The following is a 14,714-nucleotide window of genomic DNA, read 5'->3' as shown; positions in this document are numbered from 1 at the left end:
CACCACACCAGCGGGGCCGGTCAGTCGAAGGTGGCCGGCTGGCCGGTCGTCTCCAGCACCGACAGCCACAAGTCGCTGGCCGGGTCGACCTGATTGCGGTGGCTGACCGCGAGCTGGATCGGCACGTGCACGAAACGGCGGTGCCAGCGGCCCACCACCACCTCGGTACGCCCGGCCATCGCGGCGTGCACCGCGGCGTGCGCGAGACGGATGCAGTAGACGCTGTCGTACGGGTTCGCCGGCACCCCGCGGATCATGTAACTGGGGTCGATGTACTTCACGTTGTGCTCGGTGCTGCGGGCGTCGAACCAGTCGGTGATCCGCTGGCACAGGAACGGCCCGATGTCGCGGAGCTTGACGTTGCCGGAGGCGTCGGTGGCGTACGGTTCGCCGGCCAGCAGATCCTGCCCGGCGCCCTCGGCCACGACCACCACGGCGTGCCCCCGGTCGATGACCCGGCGATGCAGGTAGGGCAGCAGCCCGTTCTCGCCCTCCAGGGTGACCGGCACCTCGGGGATCAGCACGATGTCGGCGTCGCTGTTGGCCAGCGTCGCGTACAGGGCGATGAAACCGGAGTGCCGGCCCATCACGTTGACCACGCCGATCCCGTTCGGTGCCGAAGTGGCCTCCACATGGGCCACCCCGATCGCCTCGGCGGCCTTGGAGAACGCGGTCTGGAACCCGAAGCTCCGGTCGATGAACGGGATGTCGTTGTCGATGGTCTTCGGAATGCAGACCACCGCGATCTTCTCACCCCGTTCGGCGATCACCCGGGCGATCTCCATGGCCCCGCGCATCGAGCCGTCACCGCCGATCACGAACAGGATGTTGATGCTCATCCGGTCCAGGCAGTCGACCACCTCGTCGGGATCCTGCTCACCCCGGGACGACCCGAGGATCGTCCCGCCGTCCTCGTTGATGCTCGCCACCATCTCCGGCGTCAGATCGATCACGCCATGGCCGTACCGCGGAATGAAGCCCTGATATCCGTTGCGGAAACCGAAGATCCGGTTGACCCCGTAGCGCGAGGTCAGCTCCAGGACCAGCGCCCGGATGACGTCGTTGAGGCCCGGGCACAGCCCGCCGCAGGTGACGATCCCGACCCGGGTCTTGGCCGGATCGAAGAAGATCCGCCGCCGCGGCCCGGCCGGTTCGAAACCCGGCAGCCGGTCGGCGCTGACCCCACGGGCCATCGCCATGGTCCGGGTGTCGTCGAACAGCACCAGGTCGTCCTCGTCGACGCAGTGCAGGGAACTCTTCCGGCCGTCCAGCACGGGGGCCAGCGGGGACTCGATCCGGCAGGGACCCAGGGAACGGACCGCGAGGTCCAGGACTTCGACCGTCGACATGGCGACCTCCGAGCGTTTCCGTGGCCCGGGCCCGGCGGACGGCGTCGTCCCCACACCCGACCAGCAGTAACCGGAGGCTATCCACAGGCCTTTCGACCCGGGACCGTCCGGGGCGTCCCGGGTGTCGCGCCGGTCACTCCGCCCGTCACGTCGGCCTGATGAACAGCCGGCTGAGCGCTATGGGTTTCGGGCGGTGGCCGTTCATCGATTCATGGGGTGGTCGATGCCGCGGCGGACTGTGGTCTCTCATGCCGGCTTCGGCCCCGAACTCAAAGAACTGCGTGAGCAGCATGGATTGCCGCCGCGTCGGCTCGGCCGGTTGATCCATTGTTCGCACGGCCATCTGTGGGATCCCCGACTCGGGGATCCCACCGATGGCCGTGCCTGTCGGTCGCGGTTCTGCTGGACCAGGGGCTCGGCGCGGACGGGCAGTCGTCCGCCATGGTGTCCGAGGTGCCAGCCGGGACCGATGCCCGGCCCGTCTCGGCCGAACATCCGGTGGTGGCCATGCCGTCCGGGCTGGAGTTCGCACCGGACTGGCGGCACGCATAGATGTTGCTGTTGATCTTTGGCGAGACGATATGCAGCGGCGCAACGTTCTTCGGCAGGTGGGCTTCAGCGCGACGGGCTTTCTGCCCACGGCGATGGGATGGCTGATGTCGTCGCTCGACGAGCGCCCGGCTGAAAACGGTGAGCGGCTGATCGGGGCCGCCGACATCGAGACCGTACGCCGGATGATCTCGACATATCGGACGCTGGACAACAAGTTCGGCGGCGGCCACGTCCGCGACAGCCTCGTCCGGTTCCTCAAGACCGACGTCACCGAACTGGTCAACGGCCGCTACGACGCGGCGGAACACCCCGCGTGCGCGGGGAGCAGGCGGGCCGGGCCAATCGGGACGCCCTCCAGGACGGAACACCCCCGCATGCGCGGGAAGCAGGCTAATTGACCTGCGCTTTTGAAGATCACAGGCTCGGTTTTTGTTCACTTGCATTCGATGGGTTCGGCTCGCGTCAGGTTACCGTGCTGGCTGGCTCACGGCAGTAGGCGACGCCCTCCCCCGGAAACGCGACTGTAGCTGACAAAATCGCTGCATGCGTGGTCCTGAACTGGTTCTTGTACTGCGTTACCGCAAGGCGGTGACGTACGGCTTCCACGTGTTGCTGGGCGCGCTGGGTGACCACAAGACCCCTACCCGCTACGTGGTGCGCTTCGGCGAGAACGTTGAGGAGACGGCACGGCACATCCGGGAGGCCGGCGACGCCCGTACCCTCGTGCTCTGGTCCTTCTACTCTCCGGACGCGGCAGCGCTGGCCGACGAACTGAAGCAGATCCGGGAGCTGGCCGACGGACCGAACGTGACGCATCTGGCCGGGGGAGTGCACGCCACCGCCGAGCCGGTGCAGACCCTGGACGCGGGATGGGACATGGCGGCGATCGGCGAGGGCGAGTCGACCCTGCTGTCCCTGGTGGATGCGAAGGGCGACCCGGCGGGGATCACCGGCCTGGCCTACCGGGACGCCACCGGCAAGCTGATCAGAACCGGTAAGGCGAAGCAGCGCGACCTCAACGACTTCCCCGGTTTCGCGCTCAAGTGGGACAAGTTCAACGCCCTGGAGATCACCCGGGGCTGTATCTACGCCTGCCGTTTCTGCCAGACACCGTTCATGTTCTCCGCGAAGTTCCGGCACCGGAGTCTGGCAAACATCAGGTGGCATGTGGATCAGATGCGGGCACGAGGGCTGCGTGACGTCCGTTTCATCACGCCGACCGCATTGTCCTGGGGCACGCAGACCGACGAGCCGGATCTGGAAGCCGTCGAGGAGATGCTGGCGTCGTGCAAGGAGGGGATCGGGCCGGACGGGCGGGTGTTCTTCGGCTCGTTTCCCAGTGAGATCCGGCCCGAGCACGTCACCCGGGAGGCGTTGCGGCTGGTCAAGAGGTACTGCGCGAACAACAACATCATCGTGGGCGCGCAGTCCGGTTCGGATCGGGTGCTGGACGCGGCCAAGCGTGGCCACGGTGTGGAGGAGGTCAAGCGGGCGGCCCGGCTCGCCGTCGAGGAGGGGTTCCGGATCAACGTCGACATGATCTTCGGGATGCCGGGGGAGGACCGGCGGGACGTGGACGATTCGCTCACCCTGGCGCGGGAACTGGCCGACCTGGGCGCCCGCATCCACGCGCACACGTTCATGCCGCTGCCGGGCACCCCGTGGCGGGACGCGCCGGCCGGGGACGTCGACCCGGAGACGATCCGCGAGGTGGACCGGCTGTCGCAGCGGGGCGCCCTCTACGGCCACTGGCAGAAGCAGCGTGACCACGCGGTCCGTCTGGCGGCGGCCGCCGAGGCGTATCCCCGGCCGGGCCGCAGCCGCACGCTACTGCCGACGGTTCCGGCCGAGAGGAAGGGAACGGCCCAGGGCGGCGGCTGTCGATAGGTGCGTTTCTCGCTGGGCCGGATCGCCGAGGACCACGAAGTCGGTGGATTCGGCGCGGGCGCCGATCCGGTCGTCGACCATCACCGCGCGCATCGCCTGGTGATGACCGGAGGCCTTCAGGGCGGGCACCGAATAGCCGGCGGTGCAGAGGATGACGGCGCGGGAGGCGACATTCAAACGCATCGGTTTGTACGCCCATCCGACGGTCAGCACCCGGTCGAACCAGCCCTTCAGAATCGCCGGGCAGTCCATCCACCACACCGGATAGACGAAGGCCCACACGTCGGCGGCGTCCAGCAGTTCCTGTTCGGCCCGCACGTCCGCGGGGGCCGGACCGCCCGCGTATTCGGCCGGCGACATCACCGGGGAGAAACCCGAGGCATAGAGATCCGAAATGGTGTACGCCGTGAGCCCACTCAGAAAAGCGTCGAGCACCTCACGGGTGAACGACGTCGGCGATGGATGGGCGTACACCACATGAACCCGGGTCACGTATCGATCTTCACATATAGTCTCGGGATGAACCCGGTTCTGCGCAGGCTCGATGAGATCGTCGTGGTGCTGAGGGAGCGGGCCGACGTGGTCGCCCTGCTCGGGCTCGGTTCGTGCGGCGCCCAGCTGGCCCGCCTGGACGAGCATTCCGGGCTGGACTTCTTCCTGGTCGTCGACGGCGGGGCGAAGTGGCGGTACCTGGATCGCACGGACTGGCTGGCCGGCCCGGTCACCTACCGTTTCGATCATGACCGCAACGGCCGTAGGGCGCTGTACGCCGACGGGGTGTTCGCCGACTTCCGGGTGTTCACGGTGGCCGAGCTGCGGGAGACTCCGTTCTCCGGGGCCCGGGTGGTGTGGCGGCGGCCGGACGCGCCGAAGGATCTCGCCGAGTCGGGGCGGGCCGTGCCGCGGGAGCCGTTCCACACCGAAGAATTCCACCTGAACAACGCGCTGACCGGTCTCTATACCGGGCTGCACCGGGAGTTGCGGGGTGAGCGGCTGGCCGCGTCCCGGCTGATCCAGGGGCGGGCGGTGGATGACGTGATCGCGCTGCTGCGGCTGGACGGCGGCGATTTCCCGTACCGGGATCCGTTCGATCCGGCCCGCCGGGTGGAGCGCGCGTATTCACCCCGGTCGCTGCCGCTGGCCGAGATGGTTCCGGGGTACGGAGGGAACGTGGCGGCGGCCCGGTTCATCCTGCAGTGGCTGGCGAGGCGGTACACGGTGCCGGCCGGGATCGGGGACGCGCTGCGCGACCTGATCCGTTCGGCTGATGTTCGACGATCTCCAGAGCGAGGAACGTCGATGCCGTGACCTCGGCGAAAATGGAGAGCGCGACTCCGGTCGTACCCAAATGGCGTGCCGTTCTTCTGGATTTCGTGGAACGGGCCGGATGGTCGGCCGGCCAGGTGTTCCTCGCGACCCTGCTGGCCGGCGGTGTGGGTGCGGTCATCGACCTGCCGTGGCGTTATTCGCTGACCCTGGCGACCGGGGCGTTCGTGTCGTCGCTGCTGCTCACCGCGGTGCAGTATCTGTCGAGGCTGACCAACCTGGCGTTCTGGCCGGATCTGCTGGTCCGGCTGGCGAAGACCTTCCTGTCGTCGCTGGCCGGCTCGACCGCGGCCGGGGTCTTCGACGTGACCACGTTCGACTGGGAGAGTGCTCTCAACGTGGCGTTCCTGGCCACCGTGGCATCGCTGGGCAAGGGTCTGCTGGCCCGTGAGCCGGCCGCACCGAACGGGCAGGTCCCGCCCGGTGCCAGCCCGTCCACGCTGCCGACCGGGACGTACCGCGAAGCTGTTGATCACGCCCCGGCGCCGCCGACCATCGAGGCGACGAACCCGCCGGACGGGACGTCAGTACCCGATGGGCAGCCCGGCGTAGTTCTCGGCGAGCCCGGTGGCCCCCGCCCGGCTCCCGGCGACCCAGCGTAGCTGCGACAGCTGCAACTCGGCCTCGAACGGATCCCCCGAGGTGTGCAGCATCGTCGTCATCCACCAGGAGAAATGTGTGCACCGCCAGACCCGGCGCTGGGCGTCGCCGGAGTAGCGGTCGAGCAGCGTGTCGTCACGTTCCGTCAACGAGGCGATCAAAGCCTTCCCGAGCAGCGCCACGTCGGCGATCGCCAGGTTGAGGCCCTTGGCCCCGGTCGGCGGCACGATGTGCGCGGCGTCCCCGGCCAGGAACAGCCGGTCGTGCCGCATCGGCGTCTGCACGTAGCTGCGCATCGGCAGCACACTCTTGTCGGTGATCGGCCCCGGGTTGAGTTTCCAGCCGTTCTGCCCGTGCCCGAGCCGGGTGGACAGCTCCGACCAGATCCGGTCGTCGGACCAGGACGCCGGGTCGGTCCCGTTCGGCACCTGGAGGTAGAGCCGGCTGACCGTTTCCGATCGCATCGAGTGCAGAGCGAACCCGTTCGGATGCCAGGCGTAGATCAGCTCGTCGGTCGACGGCGCCACATCGGCGAGGATCCCGAACCAGGAGTAGGGGTAGACCTTCTCGAACTTCTGAGCCGCCGGTACGGCGTTGCGGCTGGGCCCGAACGAACCGTCACACCCGGCGATGAAGTCAGCCTGCAAAATGCGCTTATGTCCAGACTTGTCGATGAACGCGACCCGCGCCGCAGCCGGATCCAACACCACGTCCGACACCTCGTAATGCACCGGTGCCGTACGAGCGGCGATCAAGTCCTTCTGCAGCTCGGTCTGCCCGTACACCCAGACGCTCCGCCCGGTCAGATCGACGAAGTCGAGATGATGCCTCTCACCCGGCCACTGCAGGTAGATGCCCCGATGCTGATCCCCCTCGGCGCGCAGCCGGGCACCCAGCCCGACCGACTCCAGCAGCTCGACGCTGGAATGCTCCAGGATCCCGGCCCGGATCCGCGCCGCGACGTACTCCTCCGACCGGGTCTCCACCACCACCGACGACACCCCGCCCTGAGCGAGCAGGTGGGCGAGCAGGAGTCCGGCCGGGCCGGCGCCGACGATGGCGACCTGAGTGCGCATACCCCTCAGCCTTCGGCACCGCGCGGCCGGGACACAAGACCCTCTTTCCATTGAACGGAAGCCAGCGTCCGGCCGATCCCGTGCGCCGCCACCTGGAGCGCCGACACCAGGCGGGGGAGTTGCCGGCGCAGATCCGGCACCACCATGCCGAGCGCCGCCACCACCTCGTCCCCGTTGCGCACCGGCACCGCCACCGAGCACGCGCCCAGACTCATCTCCTCGCCGGTGGTCGCATAGCCTTCGGCCCGCACCCGGCGCAACTGGTCGAGCAGGCGGGCCGGCTGGGTCACGGTGTACGCGGTGACACGTGTCAAATGCGCCAACGCCTCCGCCCGTACATCCTCCGGGGCGTGCGCGAGCAGCACCTTCCCGACCCCGGTGGCGTGCATCGGCAGCCGTGACCCGACCCGGCTGACCACCGGCACCGACACGTGCCCGGCCAGGCGCTCCACGTAGAGCACCTCGATCCCGTCGCGGACCGCGAGGTGCACGGTGGCCAGGGTGGCGGCGTACAGATCGTGCAGGAACGGCGACGCCGCCTGCCGGAGGCCGCTCTGCACCGGCGCGAGCAGGCCGAGCTGCCAGATCCGCCGGCCGATCACATAACCCCCGGACGGCTCCCGGGCCAGCGCGCCCCACCGGCACAGCTCGCCGACCAGCCGGTGCGCGGTGGCCAGCGGCAGGCCGGCGCGGCGGGCCAGATCGGTCAGCGACAGGCTGCGGTGCTCGCCGTCGAAGGCGCCCAGCAGGTCCAGCGCGCGGGAGGTGACACTGGCGCCCACGGCAGGGTCCTTCCGCTGAGTGGAAGAACCCTATCGCGACCGCCTCGATGACCGCCTAGGGTCCGGAACGTGAACATGGAGTCGTCACAAGCTGACATCAACCGGGAGATCGAGGCAGCCGCGGCCCGGCAACCGGGCGGGCCACAGCCGAAGATCGACTATCCGTCGTACCGCAGCAGCGTCCTGCGGCACCCCAAACAGCCCGCGCACCTGATCGACCCGGAGTCGGTCGAGCTGTGGGCACCGGCCTTCGGGCACCGCGACGTCGCCGACGACGAGGCCGACCTGACCATCCAGCACTCCGGCACCCCGATCGGCGAGCGGATCGTGGTCACCGGCCGGGTCCTCGACGGCGACGGCCGCCCGGTGGCCAACCAGCTGGTCGAGGTGTGGCAGGCGAACGCCGCCGGCCGCTACCGGCACCAGCGCGACCAGCACCCGGCCCCGCACGACCCGAACTTCACCGGGGTCGGCCGGATGCTCACCGACGCGTCCGGGGTCTACCGGTTCCAGACGATCAAGCCCGGCCCGTACCCGTGGCGCAACCACCTCAACGCGTGGCGCCCGGCGCACATCCACTTCTCGCTGTTCGGCACCGACTTCACCCAGCGCCTGGTCACCCAGATGTACTTCCCCGGCGACCCGCTCTTCGCCCTCGACCCGATCTACCAGTCGATCACCGACCCGAAAGCCCGGGAGCTGCTGGTCGCCCAGTACGACCACGAGGTGACCACCCCCGAGTGGAGCACCGGCTACCGCTGGGACATCGTGCTCACCGGCACCCACCGCACCCCGCTGGAGTCCGACACCGAGGAGACCGACTGATGAGTGCGGTACCGGGCCAGACCGTCGGCCCCTTCTTCCATCTCGGCCTGGCATACCCGCTGATGAACGAGCTGGTCGCCCCGGGCGACCCGAAAGCGGTCCGGCTGCACGGCCACGTCTACGACGGCGCCGGCGCCCCGGTGCCGGACGCGGTGCTGGAGATCTGGCAGGCCGACCCGCAGGGCGTGGTCCCGCGGCAGCCCGGCTCGCTGCGCCGGGACGGCTGGACCTTCACCGGCTGGGGCCGCGCCGCCACCGACCCGGACGGGCACTACCAGTTCTTCACCTGCGAGCCGGGCGCCACCGACCCCGGCAAGGCGCCGTTCTTCGCGGTCACCGTCTTCGCCCGCGGCCTGATGGACCGGCTGTTCACCCGCGCCTACCTGCCGGACACCCCCGAACTGGCCTCCGACCCGCTGCTCACCACGATCGCCCCGGACCGGTCGCACACGCTGATCACCCGGCGGGAACCCGGCGGTCTGGTCTTCGACGTGCGGTTGCAGGGCGAGGATGAGACGGTTTTCCTGACCTATCCACGCCTGCGCGACGCATGGGCGTGACACACCGGCGATCAAGACCCGATTGGCGTACGCGTTGAGCGACCTCCTGTGGCCCGGGGACGACCGGGCCGGTGACGTGTTCACCGACGCGGCCGTCCTGACGGCGATGGTCACCGCCGAGGCGGCCTGGCTGGACGCGCTGATCGAGCACGGCATCGCCGAACCGGCCGCCCGCGACGACCTGACCGGTCTGATCGGGCCGGACGACGTGCCCCACGTGGCGGCCGGCTCCGAGGCGGGCGGCAACCCGTTCATCCCCCTGCTCACGCTGCTCCGCGGTCGCCTGGAAACCCGCAACCCGGCCGCCGCGAAATGGCTGCACAAGGGGCTGACCAGCCAGGACGTCATCGACACCGCGCTGGTGCTGTGCCTGCGGGACGCCACCGAGCGGATCGCCGGCGACCTGACCGCCCAGGGCGCCACCCTGGCCCGGCTGGCCGGCGAACACCGGGACACCCCGATGGCGGGACGAACGCTGACCCAACACGCCGTACCGATCAGTTTCGGTCTGAAAGCGGCGACCTGGCTCACCGCGATCCTGGACGCCCGGGACCGCCTCGCCGCCGTCGTCCTGCCCGTCCAGATCGGCGGCGCGGCCGGCAGCCTGGCCGCGCCCACCGCCCTCGCCGGCTCCCCGGTGACCGCCCGCGGCCTGGTCCGGACCACCGCCGGCTCCCTCGGCCTGCCGTTCCGCGACCCGTGGCACACCGCCCGCGCGCCGCTCACCGGCATCGCCGACGCGTTCACCACCTGCACCGACGGGTGGGGCCGGATCGCCAACGACGTGCTCGCCGGTGCCCGCCCGGAGATCCACGAACTGTCCGAGGGCACGGTCGCCGGCCGGGGCGGCTCCTCAGCCATGCCGAACAAACGGAACCCGGTGCTGTCCGTGCTGATCCGCCGGGCCGCCCTGGCCGCCCCGCCACTGGCCGCGACGGTGCACGCGGGCGCCGCGGCCGCCGTCGACGAACGCCCCGACGGCGGCTGGCACGTCGAATGGGCCACCCTGCGCACCCTGGCCCGCCGGACCGTCACGGCCGGCTCCCAGACCACCGAACTGCTGGCCGGCCTCCAGGTGGAGACCTCCTGGATGACCGCCAACCTGGCCGCCGCCCGGCCCGGCATCGACGCCGAACAGCGCTCGACCGGCGCGGACCCCGGCGACCCCTACCGCGGCGCCATCGACGAGATCATCGACGCCGCGGTCTCCCGCGCGACGGACACCCGGTGAGAGGAACCGATGTGCTGACCGCGACCACCTTCACCGACGCGCCCGGCCGCCCGTTGCTGCTGCTCGGGCCGTCCCTCGGGACCAGCGCCGAGACACTGTGGGCGGTGTGCGCCGGCCGGCTCCACGGGCGCTACCACGTGGTCGGCTGGGACCTGCCCGGACACGGCCGCAGCGCCCCGGCGACCGGCCCGTTCACCGTCGCCGACCTGGCCCGCGAGGTCCTCGCACTGGCCGAGAGGATCCGGCCGGGCGAGTCGTTCGCCTACGCCGGCGACTCCCTCGGCGGCGCGGTCGGCCTCCAGTTGCTGCTGGACGCACCGGCCCGGGTGAGCGCGGCGGCCCTGCTCTGCACCGGCGCGAAGATCGGCGACGTCCCGGCCTGGCACGACCGGGCGAGACTGGTCCGCACCGAAGGCACCGAGGCGGTCGTCCCCGGCTCCCGTGAACGCTGGTTCGCCCCCGGCTTCGCGGACAGCACCGCGGCGGTGGCGGAGGCGCTGGTCGGGGCGCTGCGGGCGGCCGACGCGGAGAGTTACGCGCGGGCCTGCGAGGCGCTCGCCGAGTTCGACGTGCGGGACCGGCTGGCCGAGATCGCCGTGCCGGTGCTGGCGGTGGCCGGCGGGCACGACCGGCCGACCCCGCCGGACAGTCTCGCGGCCATCGCCGACGGGGTGCTGAACGGCCGCCTGGTGGTCCTGGACGGTGTCGCCCACCTGGCCCCGGCGGAGAACCCCGAGGTGGTCGCGTTCCTGCTGGACCAGCATTTCGACGAGGAACGGTCGGCCGGCATCGCGGTGCGCCGGGAGGTGCTCGGCCCGGCACACGTGGACCGGGCCACCGCCGGGACCACCGCGTTCACCCGGGACTTCCAGGACATGATCACCCGGTACGCCTGGGCGGAGATCTGGACCCGCCCCGGCCTGCAGCGCCGCGAGCGTTCCCTGATCACCCTGACCGCACTGATCGCTCTCGGACACCACGAGGAACTGGCGATGCACGTCCGGGCGGCCCGCACCAACGGCCTCACCGACGACGAGATCAAGGAACTGATCCTGCAGACCGCCATCTACTGCGGCGTACCGGCGGCCAACACCGCCTTCCGCATCGCGCAACGGGTCCTGGGGGAGCCCCGGTGACCCAGCCCGCATCGGTGGTGTCCACCGGGGGCACCGCGATCATCGGATGCCGTGGCGGGTCCGCACGTCGTGGGAGTGGACCGTCATCGCGAAGGCGGGCAGCCAGACGGCGAACGTCACCAGTCCGTACACCCCGGCCCACGGGCTGAAGACCTCCGGCCAGATCGCCGGGAACAGTGCGATGAGCAAGGCATACCCGGTGAATCCGGCGAGCAGCAGGTAACCCGGCACGATCAGTGGCAGACGGGGGACCGCAAGCTCGGCCGCCCGTCCTCGCCGGCTCACCAGGACGAGGCTGAGCACCACTGGGCACAGCGCGAGCAGCGCGACCGTCGCCGGGAGCACCCGGCCCCCGCCGGCATGCCACGCGGCGAACCGGCCCGCGTCCGCGAGCACCGGCGCCCCGGCCGCCCATGCCACGTGGACAGGCACGATCCCGGCGGCCCCCACCAGCGTCACCACCCGGGCCGCGACTACCGCTCCCGGGCCGGGCGGCCGCCGTCGGGGTTCGGCCAGGACGGCGACGGTGTTCCGGAGTTCCCCGTGAATACTCATGCCTGCATTCTCATGACTTCCCGCCCGCCGCGCGCCCCCGTGCCCACCGGAGAACGGCGACCGTGAAATCGACCATCCCCGATGACACCGATCGATCAGCGGTGATCGCCCGCTGTGTCACGGCCCGTTCCGGCGACCCGGGCGGGCCTCGGTACCTGTCTCTTTCCCGCCGGCTTCCGCACCCGGACGGTTCCCGGGCGGACGACGCGTTCACCCGCGACCTGTTCCGTGACGCCCGCCGGATCAGCGGCCGGCGCGGCCGGTTCGGGAGCGATCGGATGGTGTGGGTGAGGTGTGGGCCGCGCGGGGGCGGTGGACTTCCCGGACCGGGGCGCGATCGCCGCGTGTGCCGATGAGATCTCGGCGTTCTGCCTGATAGCGGCGGGTGAGACCGGCCGGGGGCGGGCCGGGCGCGATGCAGCGGCACCGGGCTGCCGGTGCCGCTGCATGCGTTCGGTCGCGGTGGGGACCGAGACCGGTGTACGGGGTGAGGTGGGGCGCCTCGTTCCCCGGTTGAGGTTCAGCACTGCGTGGACTTCGGGGTGGACCACGCGGTTCGGGGCTGACCTCCGTTCTGTGTTCGGGGGACGGCAAGACTTGGGAGCGCTCCCATTAACCGCACTGTAACAAAGATGAATGCCGATGGGGAGGGGTCAGGCGGTGGCCGCGCAGGTGATCGACGGCGTCACCGGGCTGCCCGAGCCGAGGAAGCCGAAACTGGTGCTCGCGCCGGCCGCCAGCCCGCCGTTGTACGCCACGTTCGTCGCCTGCACCGAGTTCCCGTTCGTGGTCAGGGACGCGTTCCAGGCCTGCGCGATCGGCGGCGTGCCCGGATAGGTCAGCGTCACCGTCCAGCTCTTCACGGCCGTACCCCCGGCGGTGATCTTGATTTCGCCCTGGAAGCCGCCGGCCCACTGCGACGTCACCGCGTGGGTGGCCGCGCAGGAACCGTTGACCGGCGGGTTCGACGTGCTGGGCGAGGGCGAGGTGGACGGGGGCGCCGAGGGGGAGCCGGACGGTGAGGCCGACGTGCTCGGCGACGGTGAGGTGGTGCCGCCGAAGTTCACGTCACTGCAGAAGTAGTACGACTGGTCGGAGTGGCTGGCCTGCCAGATCGTGTAGACCATGGCCCGCCCCGACCGCCCGGACACGCTCACCGGGATGTCCTGCTGCACACCGTTGGACAGCTGCCGGGTCCACTGCGCCGCCGGGGTGTTCGGCACCGTGCTGACCAGCTGGAGATCCGACCACTTCAGCGGGGTGGTGACCGGGTTGTAACCGGCCCTGCTGACGTACACCCGGATGTAATCGGCACCGTGCCGGGCGCCGTCGAACAGCGACACCGTGAACGAGTTGCCGATCGAGGTGGCCTTCCAGTCGCCGACCGCGTCCATCGCGTTGTACCGGCCGCTCTCCGCGTGACCGCCACTGCACAGCTGGCCGTCGGGGATCGCGGTCTCGTGCTGGCCGGCGACACCCTCACGGTAGAGGCCGTTCCAGTTCCACATCGCGTTCGGGTTGGCCTGCCACGCCTGCCAGCACATCGGGTCCTGGGTGGCCATGGCCGGGTTCTGGAAGTCGGAGCCCCAGCGCTCGAAACACCCGTAGTTGCGGGACGCGGGACCGACCACGTTGCCGTGCGCGCCGGCCGGACCGGACGGCACGAAGAGGACGGCGAAGGTCGCGGCCAGGGCGGCGACGATCAAAGAGACGATTGATTTGGTACGCATGACTCAGCACTCCTGAGCGAGGGCCGCCACGACGGCGGCCGGCTGCGGTGGACGGCGCGCGAGTTCGCCCGTGCTCGCGCGCACCGCGTGCCCCGGAAGCAGTGCTGTGGCCACAGCCTCGTGCATCGATCGAACTAAGTCAATGAGTAAATGGCGTGACCGGTCGCCGGGCCCTGCCTACGGTGAGGGGATGTCCGTTGACGCCGCGCACGCCGCCGGCCTCCTGATGCTGCTGTCCCACCCGGTCCGGCTGCGGGCCTTCGCCGAGCTGGCCCGGCACCAGGACGGCTGCACCATCTTCGAGATGTCGATCCACCTGGACGTGCCCCAGCCGGAGGCGGCCGAGCTGCTCGGCCGGCTGGTCGGCGCCGGGGTGGCCACCGGCACCGGCAACGGCTGGTACCGCGCCCGCGACGGTGTGCTCCGCGAGGCCGCCGAGGCTCTGGACCGGGGGCAGCCGATCGCGCCGCTGCTCCGGGAGTACCCGAAGCTGCGCTCCTACTTCGCCCACGGCCGCCTGACCAGCCTGCCACCGACCCTGGGGGAGAGGGCGCAGCAGATGGCCGAGCTGTTCGCCCGCTTCGTGGCGGTCGACGGCGTGCTGACGGAGGCCGAGGTCAACACCCGGATAGCCCGAGCCGCCGACGACGTGGCGGCGGTGCGCCGCATGCTCGTCGAGTCGGGCTGGCTGGAACGAGACCGAGCCGGCACCTCCTACGGCTCCCCCCGCCCCTTGCCCGACAACGCCTCCACCCCCACCCACCCCGCAGCCAGGTAGCCCCGCACGTGCCACTTCGCGGCGCAGTCCACGCCGAAAGTCACCACGCAGTCCACTCCACCCCCGAGTGCCAACTTCCGGCGCGGTCCACGCCGAAAGTCACCACGCATGCTCGTTTCGTCCTCACCGCGGCATTTTGTGGTGCGGTCCGGCCCGTAAGTCACCACGCAGTCCGCTCCACTCCCGCGTGCCGACTTCCGGTGCGGTCCGGGCCGGAAGTCACCACGCATGCTCGTTTCGTCCTCACCGTGGCACTTTGTGGTGCGGTCCGGCCCGTAAGTCACCACGCAGTCCGCTCCACTCCCGCGTGCCGACTTCCGGTGCGGT

15 protein-coding genes are annotated in these 14,714 nt (G+C 70.5%); 9 read left to right on the top strand and 6 right to left on the bottom strand.

The genetic code is table 11. The features are described from left to right. Positions 1-20: 20 nt before the first annotated feature. Entirely contained in the window at positions 21-1,349 is a 1,329-nt protein-coding gene (locus tag ACQ0O7_RS18390; protein ID WP_430783338.1) for an ATP-dependent 6-phosphofructokinase, read from the bottom strand. Between the two features lie 581 nt (positions 1,350-1,930). Here ACQ0O7_RS18390 and ACQ0O7_RS18385 point away from each other — a divergent pair. Further along, positions 1,931-2,299, top strand: coding sequence for a hypothetical protein (locus ACQ0O7_RS18385; protein ID WP_430783337.1), 369 nt, complete (start codon positions 1,931-1,933; stop codon positions 2,297-2,299). Between the two features lie 145 nt (positions 2,300-2,444). Continuing rightward, positions 2,445-3,788 (top strand): TIGR04013 family B12-binding domain/radical SAM domain-containing protein, encoded by a 1,344-nt coding sequence (locus tag ACQ0O7_RS18380; protein ID WP_430783336.1) that lies wholly within the window; start codon positions 2,445-2,447, stop codon positions 3,786-3,788. On the opposite strand, the gene ACQ0O7_RS18375 is transcribed toward ACQ0O7_RS18380, so the two are convergent. Continuing rightward, positions 3,729-4,280 carry an NAD(P)H-dependent oxidoreductase gene (locus ACQ0O7_RS18375; protein WP_430783335.1) on the bottom strand — a complete coding sequence of 184 codons (552 nt, stop codon included), beginning with the start codon at positions 4,278-4,280 and terminating at the stop codon, positions 3,729-3,731. The genes ACQ0O7_RS18380 and ACQ0O7_RS18375 overlap by 60 nt on opposite strands. 27 nt (positions 4,281-4,307) lie before the next feature. Here ACQ0O7_RS18375 and ACQ0O7_RS18370 point away from each other — a divergent pair, with 27 nt between their 5' ends. Then, a complete protein-coding gene (locus ACQ0O7_RS18370; RefSeq protein ID WP_430783334.1) occupies positions 4,308-5,096 on the top strand; it encodes a hypothetical protein in 789 nt (262 codons plus the stop codon). Then, positions 5,093-5,716 carry a hypothetical protein gene (locus tag ACQ0O7_RS18365; RefSeq protein WP_430783333.1) on the top strand — a complete coding sequence of 208 codons (624 nt, stop codon included), beginning with the start codon at positions 5,093-5,095 and terminating at the stop codon, positions 5,714-5,716. The genes ACQ0O7_RS18370 and ACQ0O7_RS18365 overlap by 4 nt, the downstream gene beginning before the upstream one ends. Here ACQ0O7_RS18365 and ACQ0O7_RS18360 read toward each other — a convergent pair. Beyond that, the gene (locus tag ACQ0O7_RS18360; protein WP_430783332.1) at positions 5,639-6,790 is read right to left on the bottom strand and encodes a 4-hydroxybenzoate 3-monooxygenase; all 1,152 of its coding nucleotides are present in this window, start codon (positions 6,788-6,790) and stop codon (positions 5,639-5,641) included. The genes ACQ0O7_RS18365 and ACQ0O7_RS18360 overlap by 78 nt on opposite strands. A gap of 5 nt (positions 6,791-6,795) precedes the next feature. Then, positions 6,796-7,572, bottom strand: a complete 777-nt coding sequence (locus ACQ0O7_RS18355) for an IclR family transcriptional regulator (protein ID WP_430783331.1) — start codon at positions 7,570-7,572, stop codon at positions 6,796-6,798. A 75-nt stretch (positions 7,573-7,647) separates the two neighbouring features. On the opposite strand from ACQ0O7_RS18355, the gene pcaH reads away from it, so the two are divergent. The 4 genes from pcaH to pcaC are packed head-to-tail and all read left to right on the top strand — an operon-like array spanning position 7,648 to position 11,324. Further along, positions 7,648-8,397: a protocatechuate 3,4-dioxygenase subunit beta gene (gene pcaH / locus ACQ0O7_RS18350; RefSeq protein WP_430783428.1), complete on the top strand. Its 750-nt coding sequence runs from the start codon at positions 7,648-7,650 to the stop codon at positions 8,395-8,397. Beyond that, positions 8,397-8,957, top strand: coding sequence for a protocatechuate 3,4-dioxygenase subunit alpha (gene pcaG, locus ACQ0O7_RS18345; protein ID WP_430783330.1), 561 nt, complete (start codon positions 8,397-8,399; stop codon positions 8,955-8,957). Before pcaH ends, pcaG begins: the two co-directional genes overlap by 1 nt. 34 nt (positions 8,958-8,991) lie before the next feature. Continuing rightward, a complete protein-coding gene (locus ACQ0O7_RS18340; RefSeq protein WP_430783329.1) occupies positions 8,992-10,188 on the top strand; it encodes a lyase family protein in 1,197 nt (398 codons plus the stop codon). Beyond that, positions 10,185-11,324 (top strand): 4-carboxymuconolactone decarboxylase, encoded by a 1,140-nt coding sequence (gene pcaC, locus ACQ0O7_RS18335; RefSeq protein WP_430783328.1) that lies wholly within the window; start codon positions 10,185-10,187, stop codon positions 11,322-11,324. The genes ACQ0O7_RS18340 and pcaC overlap by 4 nt, the downstream gene beginning before the upstream one ends. A 39-nt stretch (positions 11,325-11,363) precedes the next feature. Here pcaC and ACQ0O7_RS18330 read toward each other — a convergent pair whose 3' ends face one another. Both ACQ0O7_RS18330 and ACQ0O7_RS18325 read right to left on the bottom strand, forming a co-directional pair. Then, entirely contained in the window at positions 11,364-11,879 is a 516-nt protein-coding gene (locus tag ACQ0O7_RS18330; protein WP_430783327.1) for a hypothetical protein, read from the bottom strand. Between the two features lie 653 nt (positions 11,880-12,532). Then, positions 12,533-13,609, bottom strand: a complete 1,077-nt coding sequence (locus tag ACQ0O7_RS18325; RefSeq protein WP_430783326.1) for a lytic polysaccharide monooxygenase auxiliary activity family 9 protein — start codon at positions 13,607-13,609, stop codon at positions 12,533-12,535. A gap of 190 nt (positions 13,610-13,799) precedes the next feature. Between ACQ0O7_RS18325 and ACQ0O7_RS18320 the strand changes: the two genes are divergently transcribed. Beyond that, positions 13,800-14,387, top strand: a complete 588-nt coding sequence (locus ACQ0O7_RS18320; protein ID WP_430783325.1) for a DUF2087 domain-containing protein — start codon at positions 13,800-13,802, stop codon at positions 14,385-14,387. Positions 14,388-14,714: the final 327 nt, after the last annotated feature.

This window comes from Actinoplanes sp. G11-F43, from assembly GCF_050589265.1.
Lineage (GTDB): Bacteria > Actinomycetota > Actinomycetes > Mycobacteriales > Micromonosporaceae > Actinoplanes.
Note: the sequence above shows the minus strand (reverse complement) of the source record. Positions and strands in the feature narration are given on the sequence as shown.

Bases quoted from the DNA above. Each gene is read 5' to 3' on its own strand.
- pcaG (WP_430783330.1), top strand. From the start codon at position 8,397: ATGAGTGCGGTACCGGGCCAGACCGTCGGCCCCTTCTTCCATCTCGGC.
- ACQ0O7_RS18325 (WP_430783326.1), bottom strand. From the start codon at position 13,609: ATGCGTACCAAATCAATCGTCTCTTTGATCGTCGCCGCCCTGGCCGCG.
- ACQ0O7_RS18330 (WP_430783327.1), bottom strand. From the start codon at position 11,879: ATGAGTATTCACGGGGAACTCCGGAACACCGTCGCCGTCCTGGCCGAA.
- ACQ0O7_RS18390 (WP_430783338.1), bottom strand. From the start codon at position 1,349: ATGTCGACGGTCGAAGTCCTGGACCTCGCGGTCCGTTCCCTGGGTCCC.
- ACQ0O7_RS18385 (WP_430783337.1), top strand. From the start codon at position 1,931: ATGCAGCGGCGCAACGTTCTTCGGCAGGTGGGCTTCAGCGCGACGGGC.
- ACQ0O7_RS18380 (WP_430783336.1), top strand. From the start codon at position 2,445: ATGCGTGGTCCTGAACTGGTTCTTGTACTGCGTTACCGCAAGGCGGTG.
- ACQ0O7_RS18320 (WP_430783325.1), top strand. From the start codon at position 13,800: ATGTCCGTTGACGCCGCGCACGCCGCCGGCCTCCTGATGCTGCTGTCC.
- ACQ0O7_RS18370 (WP_430783334.1), top strand. From the start codon at position 4,308: ATGAACCCGGTTCTGCGCAGGCTCGATGAGATCGTCGTGGTGCTGAGG.
- ACQ0O7_RS18360 (WP_430783332.1), bottom strand. From the start codon at position 6,790: ATGCGCACTCAGGTCGCCATCGTCGGCGCCGGCCCGGCCGGACTCCTG.
- pcaH (WP_430783428.1), top strand. From the start codon at position 7,648: ATGGAGTCGTCACAAGCTGACATCAACCGGGAGATCGAGGCAGCCGCG.